Below are 26,841 nucleotides of genomic sequence, written 5' to 3'. Positions count from 1 at the left end.
CGCCCCATCGTATCCATGCGGTGCGCCCGGACCCGCCGCGTCGGTACGCTGGCGACGTGCGACTGGGAGTCCTCGACATCGGTTCGAACACCGTCCATCTGCTGGTGGCGGATGTGAGCCCGGGCGGCCGTCCTCTCGCCACGACCTCGCAGCGTACCGTGCTGCGCCTCATGCGCTACCTCGACGACGACGGCGCCATCCGGCCCGAAGGCGTCGAGGCGCTCGTGACCGCGGTGCGCGAGGCGCGCGAGATGGCAGCCGCCGAGAACGTCGCCGAGCTGCTGGCCACCGCCACCTCCGCGGTGCGCGAAGCGGCCAACGGCCCCGCCGTCATCCAGGCGATCGAAGAGGCGCTCGACCAGCCGCTGCAGGTGCTGGGCGGCGAGACCGAGGCCCGCTACACGTTTCTCGCCGTGCGCCGGTGGTTCGGATGGTCGGCCGGACAGATCCTGCTGTTCGACATCGGCGGCGGATCGCTCGAGATCGCGGCCGGCGGCGACGAGCTTCCGGATGCGGCCGCATCGGTGCCGCTCGGAGCGGGCCGGATGACCCTCCGGTACATGCCCGACGACCCGCCCGGAGAAGACGCGGTGGACCGGCTCCGCAAGCACGCGAAGAAGAAGCTCGAACCGCTCGCCGACACCTTCACCTCGCTCCCCCGGCCCGATCATGTGGTCGGGTCGTCGAAGGCGATCCGGTCGCTCGCCAAGCTCGCCGGCTATCCCATGGCCGGATGGTCGGGCACCGAGCGGATGGTGCTGCCGCGACAGGCGCTGAAGGCCTGGATCCCGCGCCTGGCGCGCATCCCCGCCGACGCCCGACAGGAGCTGCCCGGTATCACCGCCGACCGCACCCTGCAGATCGTCGCGGCCGCCGTCGTGCTCCACCAGGCCATGAAGGTGATGGAGGTCGACGAGCTGGAGGTGTCGCCGTGGGCTCTCCGCGAGGGCGTCCTGCTGCGCTACATCGAGTCGCTGTCATGGAGCGCCCCCGCGGTGTGACACCGGTGTGGCCGGGCGATCAGGCCACCGCGATCAGGCCGGACCCTCGATCAGGGTCACGCTCGCCGACTGCGTCGCGCCCGAGGAGTCGGTCCACGTGATCGTGACGATCTCACCCGGCTCGTAGCCGGCGAGGACCTCGGCGAGCTCCGTGGTGTCGGCCACCGCCGTGCCGTCGACCGCGGTGATCGTGTCGCCCGCGGCCAGGCCTGCGTCGGCGGCCGGAGTGCCCGCGATCACGCCGGCGATGGTCGCGCCGGACGTCGTCGTCGTCTGGGTCGAGCCCGACCCCGACCCCGACCCGCCGTAGCCGCCGTAGCCGGTGCTGGTGGCCGCGGCGGTCTGCACGCCGAGGAAGGCGGAGTACCCCACGGTCACGCCGTCGGATTCGTCGCCGGCGAGGATCTGCTCGACGATAGCCAGCGCATCCTCGATCGGGACCGCGTACCCGACGGTGACGACGCCGCCGACCGACGCGGCGGTGGTCATGCCGATCACTTCGCCCTCATCATCGAGCAGCGCCCCGCCGGAATCGCCCGAGACCACGTCGGCGAGCACCTCGATCATGCCGTAGAGCGTCTCACCCGCGGTCGTGCCCGACGACGCGGTCGTCACCGACGACTCGAGGGCGGTGATCTCGCCGTCCGCGGCCATCAGCACGCCGCCGCCCTCGGCGTTGCCGACCGCGGTGACGGCCTCTCCGACGGTCTCGTCGTCGTCGTCGATGGCGGCGACTTCCAGCCCTGACGCCCCCTCCAGCTGCAGCAGGGCGACGTCGGAGTCCTCGGAGGTTCCCACGAGCGTGGCGGCATAGGTCTCTCCGGTGGTCGCGATCGTCACCGAGATCTCGGTCGCGCCGTCGATGACGTGGTTGTTCGTGAGGACGAGGCCGTCCTCGGTCAGCACGATTCCGCTTCCCGCCGCGGCCGCCTCGCTGTATCCGAGAACCGTCTCGATGATCACGACACCGGTCGACTCATCGGCGTTCGCCTCGGTCGCCTCGCTGACGGAGGTGGTCGTACCGGATGTCTGGCTTTCGTCGCCGTATCCGCTCCCGTCGCGGCCACCGCCGCCCCACGACGGCGCCTGCGGCACGGCGGGCGCTGCGGCGACGGTCTGCGTCGTGTCGGATGCGGCGGAAGCGGTCGCTGTCACCCCGACCACGGCGGTCGTCGCCAGGGTCGCCACCGCCACACCTGCGCAGGCGACGATCACCGGCCGTCGGTACCAGGGCCGTGCGACGGTCGTCGCATCAGCCTCCTGCTGCGAGGTCTGCTGTGCGGTGGAGAGGTTCTCGTCCATGGGGTGCCGTCCTTTCGAGGTGTTGCCCCTAGGACACCAACCCCGCTCATGCGGGAACCCTGGCGCGCTTCAGCGTTGCCTATGTGTGCCGGCTCGAGTCTGACGGCATCGTCGCCGCGACCGTCCCTCGCAGCCGGGATAGGTTGGAACAGCAACGTCGGGAGGGGAGCCGGACTTCGTATGTCTCCGTCGACGGCACGGGGCGCGAAGCGACGCGCAATCGGGTCCTGGGCGCCGCGTACGAGGTGTTTGCCGAGGTCGGGATCGACGCGGCGACGGTCGAGGCGATCTGCGCCCAGGCGCACTTCAGCCGCGGGGCCTTCTACTCCAACTTCGCCTCCAAGGACGACCTGTTCCTCGAACTCATCGAGAAGGTCACGAACGATCGGATGCGGCGGGCAGCGGGCTTCGTGCACGCCTTCGGCGATGCGTCCGCGGCGGCGCCGATGCCCGCCGACCCCGCCGACGTGGTGCGCGCGATCGCGGACATGGCGACCGAGGACCGCACCGGCGTGCTGCTGATGGCGGAGGTGCGCATCCGCGCCATGCGCGACCCGGCGATCGCCGAGGCCTACCGCACGTTCAAAGAGCGCACGCTGGCGCAGATCGCCGACATCCTCGGTCTCGCGCTCCGCGCCTACGGTCTCTCGCCGCGCATCGCTTCTGCGACCCTGGCGAGGATCGTGCTCGAGACGTGGGAGACCGCATCGATCGACGCGGTCATCGCGGGCGAGGATGCGGCCGGGATCGCGGCCCTCGTCGCCGCGCGAACGGCCGACATCGGCCTCGCTCTTCGCCGATGAGGACGGCGGCGGATAGCCGGGGCCGGCCCGCGTTTCGCCTCGGTCGCTCCGCTCCCTCGCTCAACGACCGGAAGGGGTACCCCACCTCCCCGGCCCCGGTCGTTGAGCGAGCGAAGCGCCCCTGCCGGTCGTTGAGCGAGCGAAGCGAGACGAAACGCCCTCCCCACCCCGTGGCCCCGCGCACACGCCCACAGATCCGCGGCACAGACGAACACCGCCGTCGGCACCGCCGCTACGGTCACCCGATGGGGTTCCTCTACATCCTCCGGTGCGCCGACGGCACGTTCTACATCGGAAGCACCCGCGACCTCGACCGGCGCGTCACGCAGCACCAGGCCGGCATGGGCGCCGCGTACACCTCCCGCCGACTCCCCGTCGAGCTCGCGTGGAGCGGCGAGTTTGCGCGGATCGACGACGCCTTCCTGTGGGAGAAGCGTATTCAGGGATGGAGCCACGCGAAACGCCAGGCGTTCATCGACGGCGGCCTCGACGCCGTGCGCGGCTGGAGTTCGCGAGGGCGCGGCCGCGGATGAGCGGCCCGCGTTTCGTCTCGGTCGCTCCGCTCCCTCGCTCAACGACCGGAAGGGGTACCCCACCTCCCCGGCGCCGGTCGTTGAGCGAGCGAAGCGCCCCTGCCGGTCGTTGAGCGAGCGAAGCGAGACGAAACGGGTCAGAGAGCGAGACGCTCGGCGACCACCGACGCGAGGGCGTCGGCGTGGGAGCGCGCGTCATCCTCCGACGCCGCCTCCACCATCACCCGCACGAGCGCCTCGGTTCCGGATGCGCGCAGCAGCACGCGACCCGACTCGCCGAGCGCGCGCTCGGCGTCGACGACCGCCTGCGCGACGACGGGATCCCCGACCCGCGAGCGGTCCACATCCTTCACGTTCACGAGCACCTGCGGGTACACCGTCATGACCGATGCGAGCTCCGCGAGCGTGGCCTTGCGGTGCGCCATCTCCGCGGCGAGGTGGAGGCCGGTCAGCAGCCCGTCGCCGGTCGTGGCGTATTCGCTCATGATGACGTGACCGGACTGCTCGCCGCCGAGGGAGTAGCCGCCGGCGTTCATCCTCTCCAGCACGTAGCGGTCGCCGACCGCGGTCTGCTCGACCCGGATGCCGTGCTCGGCCATTGCACGGTGCAGGCCGAGGTTGCTCATGACCGTGGCCACCAGCGTGTCCTGCGCGAGATGGCCGCGCTGCTTCATCGCCACGGCCAGGATCGCCATGATCTGGTCGCCGTCGACGACCGTGCCGTCGGCGTCGACGGCCAGACACCGGTCGGCGTCGCCGTCGTGGGCGATCCCCAGGTCTGCGCCGAGGCGCACGACCTCCGTCCGGAGCGCGTCGAGGTGCGTCGAGCCGACGCCGTCGTTGATGTTGAGTCCGTCGGGGTCGGCACCGATCACCGTGACCGTCGCCCCGGCATCGGAGAAGGTCTCGGGTGAGACGCCGGATGCCGCACCGTGCGCGCAGTCCAGCACGACGTGGAGACCCTCGAGGCGATGCGGAAGCGAGCCCAGCAGATGCACGATGTAGCGGTCTTCCGCGTCGGCGAACCGGCGGATGCGGCCGACGCCGCCGCCGGTCGGCTGCAGCTTGGGGCCGTCCATGGCCGCCTCGATGCGCTGCTCGACCACATCGGGGAGCTTGACACCGCCTCGGGCGAAGATCTTGATGCCGTTGTCGGGTGCCGGGTTGTGCGAGGCGGAGACCATCACGCCGAAGGCGGCGTCGGTGTCGGCGATGAGGAACGCCGCGGCCGGCGTGGGCAGCACGCCGGCGTCGAGCACGTCGACGCCCGATGAGGCGAGACCGGCCGAGACGGCGGCGGTGAGGAACTCACCCGACACGCGCGGGTCGCGGGCGACCACCGCGGTGAGGCGCTTGCCGGCCGCGCGTCGCGCGTCCGCCGTACGACCCTGGCCCAGGACGACCGCGGTCGCCTGGGCCAGGGAGAGAGCGAGATCGGCGGTGAGGGGGCCGTTGGCCAGCCCCCGCACCCCGTCCGTACCGAAGATCGGCATGGAGGACGGTTGCTCGATCAGCGCTTCGAGTACTGCGGCGCCTTGCGGGCCTTCTTGAGTCCCGCCTTCTTGCGCTCCTTGACGCGCGCGTCACGGGAGAGGAAGCCGGCCTTCTTCAGCGCCGGACGGTTGTTCTCGGCGTCGATCTCGTTCAGCGCACGGGCGATGCCGAGGCGGAGCGCACCGGCCTGGCCCGAGGGGCCGCCGCCGTGGATGCGTGCGATGACGTCGTAGCCGCCCTCGAGGCCGAGGAGGGTGAACGGGTCGGTGACCAGCTGCTGGTGCAGCTTGTTCGGGAAGTAGTCCTCAAACGCACGGCCGTTGATGGTGAGGGTTCCCGAGCCGGGGATCAGCCGCACGCGGGCGATGGCCTGCTTGCGGCGACCGACGGCGGCGCCGGGGACCGAGAGCACGGGGCGCTCGGTGGCCACGACGGCCTCGTCGGCCGGGGTCTCGGTCGAGAAGTTGGAGATGTCTGCGGTGTCCTGGATGTTCGCCACGAGTGTGTCCTTGTCTGAGGCGGCGCTTACTGGGCGACCTGGTCGAGGGTGTACGTCTGGGGCTGCTGCGCGGCGTGCGGGTGCTCTGCGCCGGCGTACACCTTGAGCTTCGACAGCTGCTGGCGGCCCAGGCTGTTCTTGGGGAGCATTCCGCGCACGGCCTTCTCGACGGCGCGGACGGGGTTCTTCTCGAGAAGCTCCTCGTACGACACGGCCTTCAGACCGCCCGGGTAGCCGGAGTGGCGGTAGGCCATCTTCTTCTGGAGCTTCTGACCGGTGAGGGCCACCTTGTCCGCGTTGACGATGACGACGAAGTCGCCCATGTCGACGTGGGGAGCGAAGGTCGGCTTGTGCTTGCCGCGGAGCAGGGCCGCGGCGTGGGAGGCGAGGCGGCCGAGAACGACGTCGGTGGCGTCGATGACGAGCCACTCGCGCTGAGCTTCGCCAGCCTTGGGGGTGTACGTGCGCGTCACAATAGTGCTGCTTTCTTGATCGAACGGAGAGGTTCGTGAATCCCGCTCCGGTGGTCGTTCCGCGGCGGATGCCGGGTGAACAGGCCGGGTGGAGGGCTCACGTTCGCGGTGCCGTGCCAGCAGGGCGCAGACACCAAGGTTCAACACTACGGCATGGTGGGCGGATCAGCAAACACGCGACGCGTCGAGGTCGGCAGGGTTGCGGTTGGGCGCAACCCTGCCGCCGTCGACCCCCGAAGACGGAGCGGCTCGGTGCGCTTCGCGGCGCCCCCGAGCCGCTGAACCCAGTCAACAGCGATTGGGGTGTATGTCAGGAGTTGCAACCTTCCCCAGCAGCAATCCGACACTCACATTCAACGCCGCGGCATAGGCGTTATCAAGGGCGCTTCCGCAACGCGTGCGCAGGATTCCACCATGACTTACACGAGGAGCAGGATGACACCGCTCCCGTTGAAACCGACATGCGCGACGACGGCTCCGGTCACGCGTCCGGTCGCGGCTACCAGAGCACCGCATCCGAGGCCCACGATCACTCCGGCGACGAAGATCGCCCACGTCGGCGTGACCCCGATCGTCCCGACGTGCAGAAAGACGAACAGGGCCGTGGTCACGGCGATCGCCGCGATCCGCGAGAGCCAGGCTCCCCCGCCGATCTGCGTGGTCGCGCGCTGGATGAGACCGCGGAAGAACAGCTCCTCGACGATGGGCGATACAGCCACATAGCCGACGATGAGCACGGCGACGCCGACGACCGTCTCGAGGGCGCCGGCATCCAGTGTCGCTCCGCCGAGGCTCCCTGTCGTCGGCACGATGAGCTCGACGAGCCCGCGCATCATCACCGCGAGCGACAGACCGAGCAGCACGTCGATCCCGCGCGTCTCGATCCTTCCGCGCGCGCTGAGCCCCTCCGAGCGGGAGGCGCCGATGCGAGCGGCGCCGAAGACGGCGAGCGCCATCGGCGCATTGATGAGCACGATGTCCACCAGCGACACCGCCCACGCCGGCCACCCCGTGAGCGCAGTTCGCCAGGACGATGACAGAGCGATCACGATCACCGTCGCGATCAACCCCGCGCCGGCGACCCCGAGCGCCGACCACGGGCGGTCAAAACGAAATGACGGAAGTCCCGGGCGTGAACCCGGGACTTCCGTCATGGTGTCGCTCGAAGAGAGCGTCAGCTGTTCTGCGAGGCGCGACGGCGAGCAGCCGCAGCGGTCACGGCGATGCCGCCGAGGCCGACGGCGCCGATACCGAGCCAGATGGCGCCCATCGGGACGTCGCCACCGGTGGCCGGCAGCTCACCCGAGTCCGAGTCGGAGTCACTGTCGGCGGTCACGGTGATCTCGGTGGTCGCGATGACGTTGCCGTCGGTGTCGGTGAGGACGACCTCGTAGGTGCCCGCGCCACCACCCGTGAAGGTGGCGGAAGCGGAGCCGTCGACGACATCCTTGGTGACCGAGTAGACGGTGTCACCCGATGCGGCGTAGGCGATCGAGGTGAGCGAAGCGCCTGACGGGCCGGTGATGGTGAAGACGACCTGGTCGTAGGCTTCGAGGCCCGTGAAGGTGATGATGGTCGACTGGCCCGGCGCGATGACCGGGTCGGAGACGGCGCCACCCGACGGGGTGTAGGCGGTTGCGGCGGCCGAACCACCGAGGACGAGCGCGCCGGCGATAGCGAGCGCAGCGAAAGACTTCTTGAACACGGGACTCCCAACAGTTCCGAGTGGCGGCAATATTCTCGAGGAAGCGGCCTGCAGACCCCCGCCCGACGAGTGGCTGAAGTTACCTGTGTGACTGCTGTGTATACGAGAGGCTACCCCCTCATGTACCTCAAGGCTAGAGCCTGGGAACTCGCTGACCAAACTCGCTGCGTAAACGTCCTGTAAACGAATGTGCCGGCGGCGGGTCTGCGCAGACCGCGAATTCACCCCAGCGCGGTGCCCGCGAGGGCCAGCCCCACCCACGCCGCATTGAAGACCGCGTGGGTGAGCACGGCGGCCCAGATGCGCCCGGTGAGCATCACGAGAGCGCCGCACACGAGGCCCAGCAGCCCGATCGACACCACCTGGTCGACGGCGAGCTCACCGAGCAGCCCGTGCACCACGACGAACAGCCCGCTCGAGAACAGCACCGCCGCGGTCCCCGCTACAGCTTTCCCGCACGGGCGACGAAGCACCGTGTAGAGCGCGACGAGCACGACCGCGCGGAAGAAGAACTCCTCCACCAGCGGGGCGACGACGACCGGCGCGACGACGTCGGTGAACACCCACCCGTCCGGCAGCTGCCCGCCGAGCCGCTCCAGCTGAGGGAAGGCCTCGTCGCCGCCGGTTGCGGCGGCGAGCCATCCCTGCAACAGCCGAAGCATCAGCCCGAGCGCCACACCGAAGAGCAGATCGACAGTGCGCAGGCGCAGCAGGCCGACCGGGCGCGAGCGGGTGAGCGCGAACACGACGGGCGCGAGCATGCCGAGCCACAGCAGCGCCATGGCCGCCGCCGACCCCCACGCCGTCGGCCAGAGAAGGGATGCGGCGGTCGCCGCGAGCACGCCGACACCGAGGCCGGCGAGCGCGGCGGCCAGGACCCACTCCCGCCACCGACGGACCGTTCGTCCCCCCAGCCGCCAGTCGGTGCGACGCTCGCGACGGCGCGAACGGCTCCGCCGCGTGGGCTCTCCGTCGGGAGCCGGGAGCTCCTCGATGAGCGCGGCGGTCGACGCGGTGTCGTCGCTAGAGTGGGCGGGCACGCGAACACGCTACCGGGGCCGCCCGGATCTGAGGTACGCGAGGAGACTTGGTTGGTCGAGCTCATCACCGTCTGCACGGGCAACATCTGTCGTTCCCCGCTCGCGGCGCAGCTGCTGCAGACGCGCCTGCCCGGCGCCACAGTGACGAGCGCCGGCACGCGAGGACTGCCCGCCGCCGAGATGACACGGGAGGCCGCCTACCTCGCGCAGCACCTGGGAGTGCCGGCGGAGGTGTCCGCGGCGCACCGGTCGAGGTTCCTGCACGAGGCGCACCTCTCCTCCCCCGACCTCATCATCACGATGACCCGCGAGCACCGCCGCGAGATCGCCGAACTCGCCCCCTCGCGGCTGCGTCACACCTTCACCGCGCGCGAGTTCGCCCGTCTCTCCGCCGTCACCTCCGACGACGACCTGCTCGCCGCCGCTGCGGACGCCGGAACCGACGCCGGCCAGCGGCTGCGGGCCGCGGCCGAGGTGCTGTCGGCGCGGCGCGGCCTCATCCCCCCACCGCCCGACCCGAACGACGACGACGTCGTCGACCCGTACCGGCAGGAGTGGAGCGTGTACCAGCGGTCGGCGGCACAGCTCGTTCCCGCGATCGACGCCGTCGTGCGCGTCGTGCGGCTGGTTGCCCCGTCATGAATCGACTCACGCCGCGTCATCGGCTGTAACAACGGCTGTGGCAGGATTGGCGCCAGTATGGAGCTCACCGATTACATCCGCATTCTGCGCAAGAACTGGCTGATCATCGTGATCGCGACGCTCCTGGGCGTCGGCACCGCCGCCGCGTACTCCCTCACCCGCGAACCGCAGTACGAGGCCTCGAGCACCGTCTTCGTGTCGACGCAGTCGGGATTCAGCGTGTCTGAGCTGCAGCAGGGCGCGAACTTCACGCAGTCCCGCATGACCACCTACGCCGAACTGGTCACCAAGCCCATCGTCACGAACCCCGTGATCGCGGAGCTCGGCCTCGGTGTCACGTCGGACTCCCTGTCGTCGAAGGTCGCCGCCTCGAACCCGCTCAACACGCAGCTGGTGACGATCACCGTCACCGATCCCGACCCGGTGCAGGCGGCGAACATTGCCAACGCGCTCGGCGCGAGCCTGTCGTCGGCGGTCGAGTCGATCGAGAACACCACCGGCGCCGAGACGAGTCCGGTGCGCCTCACGCGCGTCGAAGACGCCATCCCGCCGCTCAGCCCCTCGAGCCCCAACGTGCCGCTGAACCTCGCGCTCGGCGCCCTGGTGGGCCTGGCCATCGGCGTCGGTGTCGCCGTGCTCCGCTCGGTCGTCGACACGCGCATCCGCACGCCGCGCGACGTCGAGCTGGTCACCGACACGCCCCTGATCGGCGCCATCGCCTTCGACCCGAAGGCGAAAGAGCGTCCGCTCATCGTGCACGCCGATCCGCTCAGCCCGCGCGCGGAGTCGTTCCGCACCATGCGCACGAACCTGCAGTTCCTCGACATGGAGGGCCGCTCGAGCTTCGTCGTGACCTCGAGCGTGCCCAGCGAGGGCAAGTCGACCACGACCATCAACCTGGCGATCGCCCTCGCGGATGCCGGCAAGCGCGTCGCGCTGCTCGACACCGACCTGCGCAAGCCGAAGGTCGCCGAGTACCTCGGCATCGAGGGCGGCGCGGGCCTGACCGACGTGCTGATCGGCCGGGCGCGGGTGGGCGACGTCATGCTGCCGTGGGGTCACCGCAGCATGTACGTGCTGCCGGCCGGGAAGATCCCGCCGAACCCGAGCGAGCTGCTCGGATCGAAGCAGATGGAAACCCTCCTCAGCGTGCTGGAGCGCGACTTCGACGTGGTGCTGTGCGACGCGCCGCCGCTCCTGCCGGTGACCGACGGCGCCATCCTCGCCAAATCCACATCGGGCGCGATCGTGATCGTCGCCGCCGGACGCACGAACCGCCACCAGCTCGGCGGCGCGGTCGACGCCCTCGGCACGGTCGGGGCGAAGATCGCCGGTGTCGCGCTGACCATGGTCCCGACGCGCGGCCCTGACTCGTACTACGCCTACGGCGCCGGATACGGCTACGGGTACGGCTACCGCGAGCAGCCCGAGAAGAAGCGCGGCACGCGCCGTACCCCCGGTCCCGCTCCCGTCGAGCCCGAGACCGAGGCGGCTCCGATGGACGAGAGCTTCTTCGGGCTCGCGGCACCGGATGCCGCCGACCAGACCGCGCCGGATGCCACCGCCGATGCCGCGCCGCGCCGCCGATCGACGGCCACGCCCCCGGTTCCGGCCACGCGCGCCGAGGCCGCGAACGCCGCGCCCGAGCAAGCGCCGGAGGATGACTCCGCCTGGCGCCCGTCCGCCCCGTAGCCTGCGATGGCCGGGGGAAGATCGGGCACGCCGGCGGGTGCCCAGTGGGGCGCGGTCGCGCTCGTCGTCGTACTCGCGATCGTCGTCGGCGCCGTCGCCTACATCGCGTACGACCGGGCCAACCCGGACGGCGGCGCTCAGAGCGCGGCGCCGGTCCCCACGTTCAGCCTCGGCGTGGAGTCCGCGTCTCCGACGCCGACCGAGACCTCGCCCGACGTCGCCGTCGCCGCGCGTGAGGACGATCGCTTCCTGTCGATCGGCTCCGGCGTCTGGTGGCGTTCCACCGCGGGGATCTGCGGGGGCGATGAGCCGCTCGTGGAACGATCCGACGACGGCGGTCAGTCGTGGACGGATGTGACCGGCCGCTACCGGGACATCACCGCGGTGGCGGCACTCGACGCGTTCGCCGAGACCGAGGCGGAGATGGTCGTCGCCGTGGGCGAGGGCTGCGAGACCCAGGGCTGGCGCACCTTTACGCAGGGGGCGTTCTGGGAGCCGTACGACGATCTCGTGCTGTCGGCGGCGCGCTACATCTCCCCCGCCGACGCCGGAGTGGTGGAGCTGCCGTCGGGTGCGATCGACGCGCCGTGCGCCGACGCACGCGGCCTTCGCGCCGCCGGTGACGTGGTGGCGCTGGTGTGCGACGCGCAGGCCTGGGTGCTCGACGCCGACGGAGTGACCTGGACGACGCTCGAGACCGATGGCGCCGCCGCTGTCGCCGTCGACGGCGCCGACGTCATCGTGGCGGGGGTCGCCGCCGACTGCGCCGGCATCGCGCTGACCCGCTTCGCCGGCGCCGACCCCGCACAGCCGGCCGCCGCGGGATGCGCCGACGAGGCCGACGTGACCGCACCGACCGCCATCGCCGTCACCGGCGAGGGCACCGCGGTGTGGGCGGGCGAGACACTCACGACCATCAGCGGCTGACCGGACGCATCCGTCGCCGGTCAGGGCATCGACTCGTGCAACTCGCGGGCACGCAGGGTGCGAGCGGTCGTGACCGGATGCGCAGCGAGGACGACCTTTCCCCGCGAGTGGAGCTTGTGCAGGTCTTCGTAGGCCTCGACGATGTCCTCGATCGGATAGAGACCTGAGACGAGGAGCCGGAAGGCGCCGATACCGGCCAGACGGGTGATCTGCCGCAGCCGCTCGGTGCCGTGCGCCACGGAGTCGGGGTCATCGCGCAGCAGCGCGAGTTCGACCTCGCGCCGGTCCTCGCTGGAGCGATACCGCTCGGCGGGCACGCCCAGCGCTCCGGCGACGTCTTCTGTCTCTTTGCCGAAGTTGTCGATGTAGGCCGTGACCCTCGCGCCGCGAGCGGCCTTCTCGATGCGCTCGACGATGCCGGGTCCGTACTCGACCGGCGTGATGCCGATCTGTCGCAGGTAGTCGAAGTTGCGGGAACCGCACGTGCCGATCACGCGCGCGCCCCGATGCGCCGCGAGCTGCACCTGGATGCTTCCCACGCCGCCGGCGGCGGCGGTGACCACCAGCGTGTCGTCGGGCCCGATCCTCAGGTCCTCGAGCATCTCCAGCGCGGTCGCACCGGCGAGGTAGAGCCCGCCGGCCGTCTCCCAGTCCACGCCGCCGGGTTTGGACACGACCTGGTCCGCGGGAACGTTGAGGTGGCTGGCGTGGGCGCCGGTGCGCACGTGACCGACCACATCCGCACCGACGCGGATCGACGACACGTTCTCGCCGACCGCGGTCACGATACCCGCGAAGTCGCTTCCCGAGCCGCGCGGCCAGGGGTCGTCGGCCCAGGTCTCCTCGCGGCCGTTGCGCAGGAACACCTCCATGTGGTTGATGCCCGCGGCGATGACCTCGACGCTCACCTCGTCGGGGCCGGGCCCCGGCAGCGGGAACGAATGCCGCGCGAGCACGTCGGCGTCCCCGTAGCGGGTGTAGCGGTAGGCGAATGCGGTGGGAGACTTCTTGGTTTTCATGGCGACCTCCGCAGAGGTATTCCGGATGACGCCCGCGACCGGATGCACCCGTATGATGGTCGGACGCAAGGGGAGTACTCCCGTCTGCGGTGGGTGCGTCATGACGGACGCGACGGTGCGTTCCGCATCCACCGGGTCCGATCGGACCGGAAGAGACCTTGGCCCGTCAGCCGTCGTCTCTCGTCTGGAGCCCCCATGTCCGTCACTCCGCTCGTCTGGATCATCACCCTCGCGGTGACCGTCGCGTTCTTCGTGTACGAGTTCTACGCCCACGTGCGAAAGCCCCACGAGCCCTCGATCGGCGAAGCCGCGCGCTGGTCGGCGTTCTACATCGGTCTTGCGCTGCTGTTCGGCGTGGGCCTGGGCGCCGTGGCGGGCTGGACGTACGGCGGCGAGTACTTCGCCGGGTACCTGACCGAGAAGGCCTTGTCGATCGACAACCTGTTCGTCTTCCTGCTGCTGATGACGAGCTTCGCGGTGCCGAAGATCTACCAGCAGAAGGTGCTGATGATCGGGATCGTCATCGCCCTCATCCTGCGCGGGGCGTTCATCGCGATCGGGGCCGGCCTGATCGCGAACTTCTCGTGGATCTTCTACCTCTTCGGCGCCCTGCTGCTGGTGCTCGCCTACCGTCAGGCGTTCGCCGGCGACGACCACGATCCCGCCAACGGACGCTTCATGACCTTCGTGCGGCGCCACCTTCCGGTCAGCGACGCCTACGACGGGGATCGCCTCACCGTCGTCAAGGACGGGCGCCGCTTCGTCACGCCGATGTTTCTCACCATCGTCGCGATCGGCTTCATCGACCTGATCTTCGCGGTCGACTCGATCCCCGCCATCTACGGGCTGACCGAAGAGGCGTACATCGTGTTCACCGCGAACGCCTTCGCCCTGATGGGGCTGCGCCAGCTGTACTTCCTCATCGGCGGCCTGCTCGAGCGCCTGGTCTACTTGGCGCAGGGGCTGGCGGTGATCCTGGGCTTCATCGGCGTGAAGCTGCTGCTGCACGCGCTCCACGTCAACGAGCTGCCGTTCATCAACGGCGGTGAGGGCGTCGAGTGGGCGCCGGAGATCCCCATCTGGTTCTCCCTGGTGTTCATCGGCACCACGATCGCGGTGGCGACGGCGGCGAGCCTGCTGAAGACCCGCGCCGACCGCCGCGCCGAGATCGACGCGGGGTGACCCGCACCGCCGGCGTCGTCACTCCTCCAGCGGACCGAGGCCGGGCTCGGCGACGAAACGCGCCTCAGCGGCGACCACCTGCTCCCACTCGATGACGACGATGACGTTCCGGCCGTTCCGCACGACCGATCCCGGCACATACAGGGTGCGCTGCGGGCCGACCTGCCAGTAGCGACCGAGCGGGAATCCGTTCACGAACGCGAATCCCTTGCCCCACGTGGCGGTGTCCAGGAACAGGTCGACCCCGCCCACGGCGTCGAACTCTCCCACGAGCACGATCGGTCCGGCCAGCGATGCCGCACCCGCCTCACCGGGCGAAACGGACGCGGCGATATCGCCCGCCTCCGCCCCGACGAGGAACGAGGATGCGGCCGCGGACGCGAGCGCGTCGACATCGACGGCGGTGGCGGTCCATCCGGTCAGCTCGGTCGCCCCGAGGCGGGCCGAGCCGATGAGCCCCTTCGCCTCGCCGAGACGCGATCCGTAGTTCACGCGTCCCTGGTCCTCGACCACGACGCGCAGGCGGCGGCCGGCCGGGATCGCCAGCGCCCGCTCTCCGAGCGTGCGGGAGATGCGTCCGACCGGGCGGTCGTCGACCGACACCCACGCGAGGTCGCGCACCTCGTCGAACACGAGCGGCAGTGCGTCGGCGTCGAGGAACGCGTCATCGGGCAGGACCGTCTCGTAGGCGACTACCGGCGTCAGCGCGTCGATCTCGTCGAAGGTCAACGGCCTCACGCTCTGCGCCGACGCCACCGGGTCGATCCACGGCATCCGCACGCCGGCCGGAGCGAGCGCCACCGTCATCTCCGGCGCGGCCGGACGCGCCGGCGGCAGCTCGTCGGGAACCGGCGCATACCGGGAGATCACCTCGCGGAACGCGTGATACTTCTCCGTCGGATGACCGCTCTCATCCAGGGGTGCGTCATAGTCGTACGACGTGACGAGGGGCTTGTAACGACCCTTGTCGTTCGCACCCGCGGTTGCGCCGAAGTTGGTGCCGCCGTGGAACATGTAGAGATTCACGGATGCTCCCGCGGCGAGCAGTTCGTCGAGGTCGTGCGCGCTCGCGGCGGTGGCGGTGGTGTGATGCACACCGCCCCACCAGTCGAACCAGCCGTTCCAGAACTCGGAGCACATCAGCGGGCCCGTGGGCTGGTGCCGGCGCAGTGTCGCGAGGCGTTCGGCGCTGCGCGACCCGAACGACGCCGTCAGGTGCGCGCCGGGGGTGCTTCCGCCCCGCAGCATGTGCGGCTGCGGCTGATCGACGGTGGTCAGCGGCACGGTGATCCCGGCCTCGCGCGTGATCCGCACCAGCTCGGCGAGGTAGGCCTCGTCGCTGCCGTAGGCGCCGTATTCGTTCTCGATCTGCACAAGCACGACCGTGCCGTCGCGGTCGATCTGCCGGGGCGTGACGATGTCGTAGACGCGCCGCAGGTAGTCCACCACCGGCTCCAGGTAGCGGGGGTCGCTCGAACGCGGCCGCACATCGCGCATCCGGGTGAGCCATACCGGCAGGCCGCCGTTGTGCCACTCGGCGCAGATGTAGGGGCCGGGCCGCACGATGGCGTGCATCCCCTCGTCGGCGACGATGTCGAGGAAGCCACCGACGTCGAGTGCTCCGGTCTGGTCCCACCTGCCGCGCACCGGTTCGTAGGCGTTCCAGGCGATGTACGTCTCGATGGTGTTCAGCCCCATGAGACGCGCCTTGCGCACGCGGTCACGCCACTGGTCGGGGTGCACGCGGAAGTAGTGAATGGTGCCCGAGAGGATGCGGTGGGGCTCACCGTCGAGCAGGAAGTCGGTGTCGCCGATCTCGAACGTCGTCATCGCTGTGTGGTGCCTCCCGCGCGACGAGGCGGACGCCGCGGCCCCGGCGATCATATCGATTCATCGCCGCCGAGCGGATACCGCCGCGAGGTCAGTCCAGAAGCGCGCGAAGTCGAGCCGGGTCGGACTGGTACCACACGGCTCGGATGAGATCGAACCCCTCGATCGCGTCGTACGGCGAGCTCGACGCCTCCGCCGGGTCAGGTCGGTAGCCGCGCGGCACGTCGTCGACGTACTGGCCGTCGCGCGGTCCTCCGACGAGCACGTAGATCACCGCGCCTCCACCGCCACGCCGTCGACCGCCGCGGACATGCGTGTGAGGAATCCGATCACGGCATCGGCCTGCGCGGCGGTCATGCCCTCGACGGCGGCGTACATCCGCTCGTGCATCTCACCGAGCGTGCCGCGCACTTCGTCATCGGTCACCGCGGTCGCGCGCACGAAGATGCTGCGCCGGTCCTCGGGATTGGCGACCCGCGTGATGTGTCCGGACTTCTCCAGCCGGTCCAGCAGAGCGGTCATCGATGCCGTCGACACCCCGAGATACGTCGCGAGTTCGACGGGCCGCACCAGGGCGTCGCCCTTGCGGATGAGGTACCTGAGGACGAGAAGCTCGTTCTCGCCCATCGCCATGGACTCGCGCGTGCGCCGCCGCATCGCCATCTCGGCGGCGCGATACAGACGCAGCGCCTCCAGCACCGCTCGAGACCGCGCTCTGGCTTCGGCGAGGTCGGCTTCGTACCAGTACCCGGCGAGGTCCACCGTCGATCTCACCGCTGGTCGGACGGGAGCGGATTCGCTCCGCTCGATGTCTCGTGCTGTCTTCACCGCTTCCTCCTCTCCGTGCGACCGATCGGGTCCTTCCTTGCGAAGTAACTAGACAAACTAGTAAAAATACGTAAGAGTTACTCACATAGTAATCCACACGAGCCTGGAGGGGAATCTCATGGGACACCTTTATTACTCGAACGCCGTCGATCCGATCGAGCTCCCCGACCGTCTCCTTGCTCACATCAAGGTGATCGTCGGCACCAAGCTGCGCCGAGGCGAGAGCTTCACCCTGTCGTGGAAGCACGGCCAGGGGCAGCAGCCCGGGCGCACGACGCTGTGGCTGCAGCCGGCCATTCCGCTCCGCTTCGTCTTCGACTCGGCGGAGCCGGAGAAGCTGAACCAGCCCGTCTTGAAGCACATGGCCGAGATGGCCAACTCCTCGGCCGGCCTCACCGTCGACATCGACGACGAGATCCCCTCCGTCACCGAAACCCCCGCGCCGGCGCAGATGCGCTCCGCGGCACGGCGCACCCCGGTGCGCGCCCGCACCACGGTCGCAGCCTGACACCTCGACCTGACGCCGGGGCACCCTGATTTCGAGTGCCCCCCGGGCCGGCGCGGCGGAGTTCCCCCACTCCGCGCGCCGGCCGCTTTCGTCTGCACCGGGACGGCGGCCCCGATCGGCGAAAACGAGATACACGAACGTATTGATGCCGGCCCGCGAACTCGATAGATTGTCGATCGCCCGAACCTCGCACTCTCCGCCGCGCACCACGGCGGAGCGGTTCTCGCCAAACCCGTGCCCAACTCTGGGGATGGCCGGCGTTTGGGTGGTGGTCCCCTCGGCGACGTCGCCACCCCCTCCCCCCAGCAGCGGCACCGAGGGGATCACCCTTCCCGATGCGCGCACGGAGGGGCTCCTCGCCTACCCGATGACGAGGAGCCCGGAATCCGTGATGTGCGCGTGCCTTCCCCAAGGTCGCTGACCACGGCTTCCCGCAGGCGGCAGATTCGTCGCCGTCATCCGAGCACTGGGAGAGAATCGGATGCGCCGGCGACGTCCCGAACTGCCGATGGAGATCGTTTCGTGCCCTGCTCGTCAATCATCCGCCCGCCGATGGGCGCGCAAGAGGGCCTTGACGATTCGATCGAATCGCGCTAGCAATCTGCTCGCTGCCCGGCGTCCCTCAGCCGCTCGATTCACGTCGACGGTGGCGCGGGTGCGATCGGCACCTCGAGCGTGAAGACGGTGCGACCGGAGCCGCTCGCGACGTGCACCTCTCCCCCGTGCGCGTGCGCTGTGGCGGCGACGACGGTGAGCCCGAGCCCGAACCCTTGGATAGCCCGCGACATCGCCTGCGGGGTTCGGTAGAAGCGGTCGTAGAGTCGCGTCTGCTCCTCGGGCAAGATGTCCGGCCCGGTGTTCGCGACGGCGATGCGGGCGTGGTCACCGTCGACGGCGAGCTCGACGGCGATCGGTGTTCCCGGGTCACCGAACTTCACCGCGTTCACCAGCAGTTCCCGCACCGCCTGACTGAGGCGGGCACCGTCCACGGTGGCAAGCACCTCCTGCGGCGCCGCCGCGGTGATGCGGCGTCCCGCCTCGGGGTGGGCGTCTTCGACGACGGCGACGGCGCGGTCCACGAGTGCGGCGACATCCACCGTGCCCAGTCGCAGAGGCGCGTCGGACTCGGCCGCGGCGAGCATCTCCCGGACGCGGTCCATGAGGTCGGCACTGCGGCGACGCACGACGGCCAGATACTCGCGCTGCTTGTCGGCATCGGATGGTGTCTCCTCTTCGAGCAGGTCGAGGAACCCGAGGATGCCGGTCATCGGGGTGCGCAGCTCGTGCGAGACGGTCTCGAGGAACTGCTCGCGCAGTTCGGCGGCGTGCGCGATGTCGGTGACGTCGTACGCGATGAAGACCGTGCCGAGCAGCTCACCGTTGTCTCGACGCACGCGACGGGCGGAGGCGACGACCGCCATCTGCTGACCGGGAGGGCCGATCCACGAGATGCCGTCGTCGAGCTCCTCGCCACGCAGGGCGCGTGGCACGATCTGCCGGTCGGGCGGCACGGGCGTGACGCGATCAGCGTCGAAGACGGCGCTGGCAATGTATGGCGGCGCGGCGAGGTCGATGCCGGCCAGCGCCGAAAGCCGCGCCGCGTGGCCGTTGGCGGCGACGAGTCGACCGTCGGCGTCGAAGTGGACGACCGCGGCGTTGACCGTGTTGAGTACGTCGGCGAGCAGGATCTCCCCGTCTCGCGATGCTTGGAGGGCCTCGCGCGTCGCCCGGGCGCTCCGCCGCAGGCGCTGCGAGGCGAGCATCGCGACGACGCCGATCCCGACGCTGAGCATCGGGAGGCCGAGAACGTTGAACCACTCCTGCGCGGTCCCCGGCGGCGCCTGGTCGAGCAGATACGGCAACAGCGTGATGAAGACCGCTCCGATGACGGCACCGAAGATCGCGTACCACGCGAACCCGTAGGCCAGCCACAGGATCGGCAGCAGGGCAAGGCCGCCGACCCAGCCGAAAGTCGCGATCAGATCGGCCCGGAGGAAACCGACGGCGACGATGTCGAGGATGGGCACGACCGCGAGCCAGCAGGCGGCGAGCCGCTCCCACGGGATCGCGACCCCGGCGATCGTGGCGACGATGATGATGCCGAAGCCGACGTCGACCCAGGGCGCACCCAGGAGGTGCGGAGCCGCGACGGCGAGCGCGACGACGAGGTACAGCACCGCCAGGAGGAAGGGCAGCTGCCCGCGGACCAGGGCGCGCATGCGCCACCGCACGTCGCGATCCTCCAGCATCGAGGGCATAACGACCACTCTGGCGTGAAACGTTCCGGATTCACAGCTTCCACACGCGTGAGCGTTTCGTCTCGTCGCTGCGCTCCTCGCTCAACGACCGAGAGGCGCCACCCCACCCCCGTTTCGTCTCGTCGCTGCGCTGCTCGCTCAACGACCAGCTCCCGGTCGTCGAGCGAGCGGAGCGAGACGAAACATCCGCGTCAGCGGATGCGGGCGCGCAGCGCGTCCTCGGACGTCTCCCGGTCCACGAGCACCGCGCGCGCGAGGTCGCGGGCATCCTCGACGTTCCACAGCAGCACGCCCACCGGCGCGCCGGACTCGTCGCGGTAGTACACGACCGCGCGGTCGTCGCCGAGGTCTACTGTCAGCGGGTCGCACGAGGCGTCGACGGTGCCCACGGCCTCCCAGCGCGTGCCGAATACCTGCGAATAGAAGTACGGCGTGTGCGAATACGGCGTCTCCTCACCCGCCATCGACCGCCCCACGGCCTCCCCCATCTCGTTCGCGTTATCGACGTGCTCGACCCGCGTGCGCCCGAGGATCGGATCAGGGTACTCGGCGATGTCACCCGCGGCCCAGATGGAGCGGTCGTTGGTGAGAAGGTGCTCGTCGACCAGCACGCCGTCGTCGATGGCGAGCTCCGCCGCCACCGCGAGGTCGACGACCGGATCGACGCCGAGCCCGATCACGACCGCATCGCCGGCGCGCTCCTGCCCGTCGTCGAGCACGGCGTGCAGCACGTTGCCCTCGGCGCGGATCTCTTCGACGCGCCGCCCGGGCTGGAGTTCGACTCCGCCGTCGACGAACAGCTTCTCGTAGCGCTCGGCGAGCGCGGGCGGGAACTGCGAGGCGCCGAGCGTCGCGTCGGGGAAGACGAGTTCGGTCTCGACGCCGTTCTGTGCGAGCGCCGCGGCGATCTCGGTGCCGATGTATCCGCCGCCGATGACGATGATGCGCCCGACCCGTCCGGCGAGTTCGCGCAGGCGCCGGTAGTCCTCGGCGGAGCGGAACGCGAGGATGCGGTCATCGCCCTCGGGCGCCGGGATCGTGCGCGGCGTCGACCCGGTCGCGAGCAGCAGGCGCCGGTAGCCGACGAGCTCCCCGTCGTCGGTCTCTACGGCTCGCGAGAACCGGTCGATGCGGGTGACCAGGGTGTTCAGGCACAGCTCGGCGCCCGTGTCGGCGACGGTGTTCAGCGGCACCTGGTCCCAGGTGAAGTCAGGATCGGTCCACAGCTTCTTCGACAGCGCCGGCCGCGTGTACGGCTCATCGGAGTCGGCGCTGAGGATGCCGATGGTGCCGGCGGTGTCGCGCTCGCGGATGCCGCGCGCGGCCGCGTCGGCGACCATCCCGCCGCCGATGATCAGGTAGTCGTAGGTCTGGATGTCATCGCCCATGGGTACCTCCTCAGATCGTGGCGACCGAGCCGGAGTCGACCCGGTAGTTCGCGCCGTTGACGAACGACGCGTGCTCGGAGCACAGGAAGGCGATCACGGCGGCGACCTCGGCCGGCTCACCGCGGCGCTTCAGCTCCATGTAGGGACGCTCCTCGTCGAGGAACGACGTGATGGCCTCGTCGAACGACGTGCCGAGCTCCGTGGAGCGCTTCTCCATCATCGCGTCGGTCATGGGCGTGTGGATGAACGCGGGCGACACCGCGTTCACGAGCAGCCCCTCCCGGGCGTACGAGCGCGAAAGGCCCTTCGCCAGGGCGAGGATGCCGGCCTTGGCCGCGCAGTACGGGAGCTCGTCGTCGTAGGGCTGCACCGCATCCTCCGACGCGAGGAAGATCAGCCGGCCCCATCCGCCCGTGCGGAGATCCGGGAGGAATTCGCGCACGAGACGCACAGGTCCGTGGAGGTCGATGTCGATGGTCGAGGTCCACCCCTCGTCGTCGATCTCGTGGAACAGGCCCTGCGCGCCGGTGACCCCGGCCGACTGGACGAGGATGTCGATGGCGCCGACCGCCGCCGAGGTCTTGCGGTGCAGCTCGGCCAGGTCCGCGGTGTCGGTGACGTCGGCGGCGTAGGCGAAGAGCGCACCGTCGGGTGCATCGAGTTTCGCCGCCGCCTCGTCGAGGGAGCTCTGATCCTTGTCGCTCAGCACGACGATCGCGCCTTCGGCGAGGAGCATGCGCGCCGTCTCCCAGCCGATGCCGGAGTCTCCGCCGGTGATGAGGGCCTTCTTGCCGGTGATTCCAAGGTCCATGTCGAATGCCTTTCTGTCGATGGTGTGGCAGGTCAGGGTGCGGGGTGCGTTTCGTCTCGCTCCGCTCGCTCAACGACCGGAACGGGCTCCGCTCGCTCAACGACCGGAACGGGCTCCGCTCGCTCAAGCATCGGAACGGACTCCGCTCGCTCAACGACCGGGGCACCGAAGATGTGCACGGGGCGCCCGGTCGCGCGGGTGCGGATCCGCAGGATCGATCCGCTCAGCGGCGACGCCTCGAGATCCTCCTCCGTGAGGTTCTCGCGCGCCGTGCCGACGAGCAGCTGGTCGCGATCCGGGCCCGCAAAGGCGACCGACGTCACGTTCGGCGCCGGCATCGGGATGCGCGCGAGGACCTCGCCGTCCGGCGACCAGCAGAGCACCTCGCCCCCGCCGTACACGCCGTTCCAGAACCGTCCGTCGGTGTCGAGGGCGAGCCCGTCGGAGGCGTGCCCGACCAGGAACGGCTCCAGCTCGCCGAGCGGATCGGTACCCGCGGCATACGACCCGCGGTACACCGTCTGCGTCGCGGTGTCGGTGACGTACATCTCGCGTGCGTCGTCAGACCACTCGAACCCGTTGGCCACCCCGAATCCCCCGAGCAACACGTCGAGCCGGCCGTCGGCGTCGACGAGATACAGACCGGCATCGGGGTCGCCCACGGAGACGTCCATCGCGCCGACCACGAACCGCCCGTACGGGTCGACCTTGCCCTCGTTGAACCTGATGCCGCCATGGGCATGCGTCACGCTCGCGGGCTCATCCACCACGGTGCCGCCGGGCCCGAGCAGCACGACGCGATCCTTCAGCGCCGCGACGAAGCCCCCGCCCTGCGCGGGTTGCACGGCGCTCACCGGCACCGGGAGCGCGACGACGACGTCGTCCGAGCCGTCCACCGCACCGTCGAGGTGGCCGCGGTGCAGGGTTCCGGCGGTGATGTCCACCCACACGACCTCGCCCGTGCGGTCATCCCAGAAGATGCTCTCCACGAGCACCGACCTCAGCGATCGGAACACCTCGACCTCACCCCGGATCTCAGCGGTCACCGAGCACCTCCGCGGGGATGAGCTGCTCCATCGTGAGAGCGGCGTTGATGAGCGCGAGGTGGCTGAGCGCCTGCGGAAGGTTCCCCCAGAAGGCTCCGTCGTCCTCGGAGATCATCTCCGCGAAGATGCCGACGTCGTTGCCGCGGGAGACCAGGTCGTCCATCGCGGCGAGCGCCTCCTCGTGGCGTCCGACGCAGGCGAGCGCGCTCGCGCGCCAGAACGCGCACGCGACGAAGGTGTGCTCTTCGCGGTCCATTCCCGTGTAGCGATACAGCAGCGGGCCGGCACCGAGCTCGGCGGTCAGCCGGTCGATGGTGCGCGACATCCGCTCGCCGCGGTCGAAGCCGCTCTCGGCGTGCAGCAGCACCGACGCGTCGAGGTCGGAGGTGCCGGGATGCATGACGTACGCCCCGGCATCGTCGGACCAGCCGTGTTCGTGCACCCACGCCTCGATGAGGGCCATCTCGGTGCGCCAGCGCTCGGGCTCTCCGGGGATGACGTCGAGCTCGGCCAGGTGCACCGCGTCGCGGAGCGCCTGCCAGCAGCCCATCTTCGACGACGTGTAGTGCTGCACGTCGTCGAGCTCCCACATGCCCGAGTCGGGATTGCGCCACACGTCGCAGGTGCGGTCCGCCATGTTCGCGAGGAGCCGGCCGGTCGCGGTGTCGAGCACGTTGCCGGCGTCGACGTAGGTGCGACAGATCGAGAAGAGGTCGCCGTAGACGCCGAGCTGCAGCTGGTCGTTGGCGGGGTTTCCGGCGACGACCGGGCCGATGCCGCGCCATCCGGCCACGTCGAAGGTCTGCGTGCCGTCGATGATGCCGCCGCGCAGGTCGTACATCACGTGCAGGTCGGGCCCCTGCTCGCGGATGGTGCGCACGAGCCACGAGATCGACGCGTGCGTCTCCTCCCGCAGCCCGAACCGCACCAGCGCACGGGCGGTGTAGGCGAGGTCGCGCACCCACGCGAGCCGGTACTCCCAGTTCTTGCCGCCGCGTGCGCTCTCGGGGAGCGAGGTCGTCGCCGCCGCCGCGATGGCGCCGGTGGGAGCGTAGACGAGGAGCTTCAGGGCGAGGGCGCTGCGCTGCACGTCGCCCGCCCACGGGCCGCTGTAGCCGAACTCTCGCGACCACAGGCGCCACTGGTCGACGGTGCGATCGATGCCTCGCTGCACGTTTCCGGGCACCGGGAAGTGCAGCGGCTCGCCGTCGGTGGCCGAGATGACCAGCAGGTGGCGGGATCCCTCGCCGGTCGTGAAGCGGCCGGAGATCGCCGGACGCCCGTCGATGTCGTCGGCATCGGAGGGGTCGTGGTTCTCGCCGTCGACGGCGAGGGAGGTCGCACCCACGCGCAGGATGCGCCGATCCCGCACGTGCTCCAGCCACGGCCCCGCGGTCTGCAGCCGGGTGCCGGGGGTCACGGCCCACGCGAACTCCACCGTCCCCCTCACGCCGTCGATGCGGCGGGCGAGCTCGGCCCACGGGAGGCGGCCGGCGACGCCGGTGACCATCGTGTCGGTGACACGGGCTCGACCGGATGCGGTGTCGAACGTCGTGACGAGCACGTTGGTGTTCGCGACGTAGCGGCGGCGAACGGTGTAGGCCTCGACGGGTTCCAGGTCGATGCACCCGCCGGTGGCGTCATCGATCAGGCGGGCGAACACCGGCGTGGAGTCGAGGTTGGGCAACGGCATCCAGTCGACGCGCCCGTTGCGGCCGACGAGGGCGACCGTGCGCCCATCGCCGATCGGCGCGTAGGTGCGCAGGTCGACGCCCGGAGCCGGCGCGGGGCGGTCCGGCGAGGTGTCGTGCATGGGCCCCACGCTAGGAACCGAACCCGAGCGCCGACGGAGGCTTGCATCCTCGCCCGCTTCGGAGTACGCGCCGCCGCGTTGCGCGGCGCAGGCAAAGTAGCAACCGATGCCCGATCCTGCAAGCCCGTTCGCGCACCCCGGCACGGGGCCTAGCGTCTCTCCCGTTCATTCCTCACGAAAGGGAGGTTTTCCATGGCCGATTCGACCTCGACGAAGAACAAGCGCCGCCCCGCCCGCGGCGGCTCGGGTGCAGGACTGACGGACGAGCAGAACGCGGAGAAGGGCTTCACCGCGTCGAAGCAGCTCAGCGAGAGCATGCAGAAGGTGATGGTCGATCTGATCGAACTGTCGCTGCAGGGCAAGCAGGCCCACTGGAACGTCGTCGGCAAGAACTTCCGCGACACCCACCTGCAGCTCGACGAGATCATCGACGCCGCACGGGAGTTCACCGACACGATCGCCGAGCGCATGCGCGCCCTCCACGCGCTTCCCGACGGTCGCAGCGACGTGATCGCCGAGACGACCACCTTGCCGGAGTTCCCGCAGGGCGAGATCGACACCGCGGAAGTCATCGACCTCATGACCGAGCGCCTGGATGCGGTCACCGGCACGGTCCGCGATGTGCACGACGGCATCGACGAGGAAGACCCCACGACCGCGGATCTCCTCCACGAGGTGCTCGAGCGTCTCGAGCAGCTGGCCTGGATGGTCAGCGCCGAGAATCGCGTTCCGAAGAAGCGCTGACGGGAGTCGTCATGGCGAACATGTACACGATGCAGGACCCGACCACGCAGTTCCCGCGTCCGCCCTTCCCGCCGCAGCAGCAGGGCGCGCCCGGAACGGTCCACGCGATGAACCCTGCTCCCGACCATGGCGAGCAGAGCTATGTCGGCACGGGCCGACTTCCGGGTCGCAGGGCACTCGTGACCGGAGCCGACTCCGGCATCGGCCGCGCGGTCGCCATCGCCTACGCCCGGGAAGGTGCCGACGTGGCACTGAGCTACCTGCCCGAGGAGCAGAAGCAGGCCGAGGAGGTCGCGGCGCTCATCGAGAAGGAGGGGCGCAAGGCCCTCCTTCTCCCCGGCGACCTGCAGGACGAGCAGACGAACGTCGACGTGGTGGCGAAGACCGTCGGGGAGCTCGGCGGCATCGACATCCTCGTGATCAACGCCGGCGCGATGCCGACGGTGGACAGCATCGACGACTTCGAGACGCACACGCTCGACCACGTCATGAAAGCCAACATCTATCCGCTGTTCTGGCTGACCAAGGCCGCCTCGCCCCACCTGCCGGCCGGCGCCGCGGTGATCACGACCTCCAGCGAGCAGGGCTTCCAGCCTTCGCCGTCGCTTGCGGAATACGCCGTTTCCAAGGCCGGGATCGCCAACTGGACACGCGCGCTCGCGCAGCAGCTCATCGGGCGCGGCATCCGCGTGAACGGCGTGGCTCCGGGCCCGGTCTGGACGCCCCTGCAGCCGGCGTACGTGCCGAACGAGAAGATCGAGCACTTCGGCGAGCAGACTCCCATGGGCCGGGCCGGCCAGCCGGTCGAGCTCGCGCCGGCGTTCGTCTTCCTCGCATCGCAGGAGTCGAGCTACGTCGTGGGCGAGACGATCGCGGTCACCGGCGGCGTGCCCATCCACTGACCGCGCCTCACGTCGCGAAGGCCCCGCTCCGGCGGGGCCTTCGCCGTGTCAATAGTCTCCGACGTGGTCGGTGCGGTCACGGCCCGCGCCGAACCGCTTCAGGTGCACCCTGCGGGCCAGACGGATGCCCGGTCGCACGAGGAACTGCACGCTGCCGGCGATGAAGAACCATGTGGCGACGATCGACGTCGACTCCCAGAGGAACAGCACGCTCCCCACCACGAACAGCACGCCGATGAGCACGTCGTTGACGATGCTGAGGGTCTCGTAGCGGTTGCGGATGACGAGTTCGTCACGTCCCACCGGGACGTCGATGTCGGTGTTGCGGTCGCGGCGGCTCGCTGAGGTCATCAGACCATCATCTCGGCGAGCCCGATCGCTCTGTCAACCCGGTGCCGCAT

General features: G+C 70.0%; 27 protein-coding genes. 10 read left to right on the top strand and 17 right to left on the bottom strand.

What is annotated here, in order from left to right:
• Positions 1-56: 56 nt before the first annotated feature.
• Positions 57-1,001, top strand: a complete 945-nt coding sequence (locus B3S45_RS10690; protein ID WP_071045593.1) for a Ppx/GppA phosphatase family protein — start codon at positions 57-59, stop codon at positions 999-1,001.
• A gap of 33 nt (positions 1,002-1,034) precedes the next feature.
• On the opposite strand, the gene B3S45_RS10685 is transcribed toward B3S45_RS10690, so the two are convergent.
• Positions 1,035-2,303, bottom strand: coding sequence for a S1C family serine protease (locus tag B3S45_RS10685; protein ID WP_286720540.1), 1,269 nt, complete (start codon positions 2,301-2,303; stop codon positions 1,035-1,037).
• A 143-nt stretch (positions 2,304-2,446) separates the two neighbouring features.
• Between B3S45_RS10685 and B3S45_RS10680 the strand changes: the two genes are divergently transcribed.
• Together B3S45_RS10680 and B3S45_RS10675 are read left to right on the top strand one after the other, a co-directional pair.
• Entirely contained in the window at positions 2,447-3,106 is a 660-nt protein-coding gene (locus B3S45_RS10680; protein ID WP_286720539.1) for a TetR/AcrR family transcriptional regulator, read from the top strand.
• A gap of 245 nt (positions 3,107-3,351) precedes the next feature.
• Complete coding sequence (locus B3S45_RS10675; protein WP_286720537.1) at positions 3,352-3,639, top strand: GIY-YIG nuclease family protein; 288 nt, start codon at positions 3,352-3,354, stop codon at positions 3,637-3,639.
• 137 nt (positions 3,640-3,776) lie between these two features.
• On the opposite strand, the gene glmM is transcribed toward B3S45_RS10675, so the two are convergent.
• The 6 genes from glmM to B3S45_RS10645 form a co-directional block, all read right to left on the bottom strand.
• Positions 3,777-5,132 carry a phosphoglucosamine mutase gene (gene glmM / locus B3S45_RS10670; RefSeq protein ID WP_286720535.1) on the bottom strand — a complete coding sequence of 452 codons (1,356 nt, stop codon included), beginning with the start codon at positions 5,130-5,132 and terminating at the stop codon, positions 3,777-3,779.
• A 17-nt stretch (positions 5,133-5,149) separates the two neighbouring features.
• Positions 5,150-5,632 (bottom strand): 30S ribosomal protein S9, encoded by a 483-nt coding sequence (rpsI, locus tag B3S45_RS10665; protein ID WP_071045568.1) that lies wholly within the window; start codon positions 5,630-5,632, stop codon positions 5,150-5,152.
• Positions 5,633-5,658: 26 nt separating this feature from the next.
• Positions 5,659-6,105 carry a 50S ribosomal protein L13 gene (gene rplM / locus B3S45_RS10660; protein ID WP_194383664.1) on the bottom strand — a complete coding sequence of 149 codons (447 nt, stop codon included), beginning with the start codon at positions 6,103-6,105 and terminating at the stop codon, positions 5,659-5,661.
• 419 nt (positions 6,106-6,524) lie between these two features.
• A complete protein-coding gene (locus tag B3S45_RS10655) occupies positions 6,525-7,154 on the bottom strand; it encodes a CPBP family intramembrane glutamic endopeptidase (RefSeq protein WP_286720533.1) in 630 nt (209 codons plus the stop codon).
• Between the two features lie 125 nt (positions 7,155-7,279).
• Complete coding sequence (locus B3S45_RS10650) at positions 7,280-7,810, bottom strand: LPXTG cell wall anchor domain-containing protein (RefSeq protein WP_071045565.1); 531 nt, start codon at positions 7,808-7,810, stop codon at positions 7,280-7,282.
• 221 nt (positions 7,811-8,031) lie between these two features.
• Complete coding sequence (locus B3S45_RS10645) at positions 8,032-8,850, bottom strand: CPBP family intramembrane glutamic endopeptidase (RefSeq protein WP_286720530.1); 819 nt, start codon at positions 8,848-8,850, stop codon at positions 8,032-8,034.
• 51 nt (positions 8,851-8,901) lie between these two features.
• Between B3S45_RS10645 and B3S45_RS10640 the strand changes: the two genes are divergently transcribed.
• Genes B3S45_RS10640 through B3S45_RS10630 form a run of 3 tightly spaced genes read left to right on the top strand, consistent with a single transcriptional unit; the run spans position 8,902 to position 12,111 of the window.
• A complete protein-coding gene (locus B3S45_RS10640) occupies positions 8,902-9,492 on the top strand; it encodes a low molecular weight phosphatase family protein (protein WP_071045564.1) in 591 nt (196 codons plus the stop codon).
• 57 nt (positions 9,493-9,549) lie between these two features.
• On the top strand, positions 9,550-11,184 hold the full coding sequence (locus B3S45_RS10635; RefSeq protein ID WP_083336627.1) for a polysaccharide biosynthesis tyrosine autokinase: 1,635 nt from the start codon (positions 9,550-9,552) through the stop codon (positions 11,182-11,184).
• Between the two features lie 6 nt (positions 11,185-11,190).
• Positions 11,191-12,111, top strand: a complete 921-nt coding sequence (locus B3S45_RS10630; protein ID WP_286720527.1) for a hypothetical protein — start codon at positions 11,191-11,193, stop codon at positions 12,109-12,111.
• A 20-nt stretch (positions 12,112-12,131) separates the two neighbouring features.
• On the opposite strand, the gene B3S45_RS10625 is transcribed toward B3S45_RS10630, so the two are convergent.
• The gene (locus tag B3S45_RS10625; RefSeq protein ID WP_286720525.1) at positions 12,132-13,130 is read right to left on the bottom strand and encodes an NADP-dependent oxidoreductase; all 999 of its coding nucleotides are present in this window, start codon (positions 13,128-13,130) and stop codon (positions 12,132-12,134) included.
• A 195-nt stretch (positions 13,131-13,325) separates the two neighbouring features.
• Between B3S45_RS10625 and B3S45_RS10620 the strand changes: the two genes are divergently transcribed.
• Positions 13,326-14,312 carry a TerC family protein gene (locus tag B3S45_RS10620; protein ID WP_286720523.1) on the top strand — a complete coding sequence of 329 codons (987 nt, stop codon included), beginning with the start codon at positions 13,326-13,328 and terminating at the stop codon, positions 14,310-14,312.
• A gap of 18 nt (positions 14,313-14,330) precedes the next feature.
• Here the strand turns inward: B3S45_RS10620 and B3S45_RS10615 are convergent, their stop codons facing one another.
• The 3 genes from B3S45_RS10615 to B3S45_RS10605 form a co-directional block, all read right to left on the bottom strand.
• Positions 14,331-16,142, bottom strand: coding sequence for a glycoside hydrolase family 35 protein (locus B3S45_RS10615; protein ID WP_286720521.1), 1,812 nt, complete (start codon positions 16,140-16,142; stop codon positions 14,331-14,333).
• Positions 16,143-16,233: 91 nt separating this feature from the next.
• Entirely contained in the window at positions 16,234-16,416 is a 183-nt protein-coding gene (locus tag B3S45_RS10610) for a hypothetical protein (protein WP_286720519.1), read from the bottom strand.
• Positions 16,413-16,970, bottom strand: coding sequence for a MarR family winged helix-turn-helix transcriptional regulator (locus B3S45_RS10605; protein WP_336510675.1), 558 nt, complete (start codon positions 16,968-16,970; stop codon positions 16,413-16,415). The genes B3S45_RS10610 and B3S45_RS10605 overlap by 4 nt, the downstream gene beginning before the upstream one ends.
• Positions 16,971-17,088: 118 nt before the next feature.
• On the opposite strand from B3S45_RS10605, the gene B3S45_RS10600 reads away from it, so the two are divergent.
• Positions 17,089-17,478: a hypothetical protein gene (locus B3S45_RS10600; protein WP_286720518.1), complete on the top strand. Its 390-nt coding sequence runs from the start codon at positions 17,089-17,091 to the stop codon at positions 17,476-17,478.
• Positions 17,479-18,113: 635 nt separating this feature from the next.
• Here B3S45_RS10600 and B3S45_RS10595 read toward each other — a convergent pair.
• From B3S45_RS10595 to B3S45_RS10575, 5 genes are all read right to left on the bottom strand, one after another.
• Positions 18,114-19,736 carry a sensor histidine kinase gene (locus tag B3S45_RS10595; RefSeq protein WP_286720516.1) on the bottom strand — a complete coding sequence of 541 codons (1,623 nt, stop codon included), beginning with the start codon at positions 19,734-19,736 and terminating at the stop codon, positions 18,114-18,116.
• A 191-nt stretch (positions 19,737-19,927) separates the two neighbouring features.
• Positions 19,928-21,124 carry an NAD(P)/FAD-dependent oxidoreductase gene (locus B3S45_RS10590; protein ID WP_286720514.1) on the bottom strand — a complete coding sequence of 399 codons (1,197 nt, stop codon included), beginning with the start codon at positions 21,122-21,124 and terminating at the stop codon, positions 19,928-19,930.
• Between the two features lie 10 nt (positions 21,125-21,134).
• Positions 21,135-21,935, bottom strand: coding sequence for an SDR family NAD(P)-dependent oxidoreductase (locus tag B3S45_RS10585; protein ID WP_286720513.1), 801 nt, complete (start codon positions 21,933-21,935; stop codon positions 21,135-21,137).
• A 32-nt stretch (positions 21,936-21,967) separates the two neighbouring features.
• Complete coding sequence (locus B3S45_RS10580) at positions 21,968-22,981, bottom strand: SMP-30/gluconolactonase/LRE family protein (protein WP_286720511.1); 1,014 nt, start codon at positions 22,979-22,981, stop codon at positions 21,968-21,970.
• Positions 22,971-24,794, bottom strand: coding sequence for a glycoside hydrolase family 15 protein (locus tag B3S45_RS10575; protein WP_286720509.1), 1,824 nt, complete (start codon positions 24,792-24,794; stop codon positions 22,971-22,973). The genes B3S45_RS10580 and B3S45_RS10575 overlap by 11 nt, the downstream gene beginning before the upstream one ends.
• Positions 24,795-24,986: 192 nt before the next feature.
• Between B3S45_RS10575 and B3S45_RS10570 the strand changes: the two genes are divergently transcribed.
• On the top strand, positions 24,987-25,538 hold the full coding sequence (locus B3S45_RS10570; protein ID WP_071045554.1) for a Dps family protein: 552 nt from the start codon (positions 24,987-24,989) through the stop codon (positions 25,536-25,538).
• Between the two features lie 11 nt (positions 25,539-25,549).
• Entirely contained in the window at positions 25,550-26,440 is an 891-nt protein-coding gene (locus tag B3S45_RS10565) for an SDR family oxidoreductase (protein WP_286720508.1), read from the top strand.
• Positions 26,441-26,488: 48 nt separating this feature from the next.
• Here the strand turns inward: B3S45_RS10565 and B3S45_RS10560 are convergent, their stop codons facing one another.
• Complete coding sequence (locus B3S45_RS10560) at positions 26,489-26,791, bottom strand: YrhK family protein (RefSeq protein WP_286720506.1); 303 nt, start codon at positions 26,789-26,791, stop codon at positions 26,489-26,491.
• Positions 26,792-26,841 lie beyond the last annotated feature (50 nt).

The organism is Microbacterium sp. UBA1612, from assembly GCF_002321605.1.
Taxonomy (GTDB): Bacteria; Actinomycetota; Actinomycetes; order Actinomycetales; family Microbacteriaceae; genus Microbacterium; species Microbacterium luteum.
The sequence above is the reverse complement of the archived record's forward strand: the minus strand, read 5'-3'. Positions and strand labels throughout refer to the sequence as shown.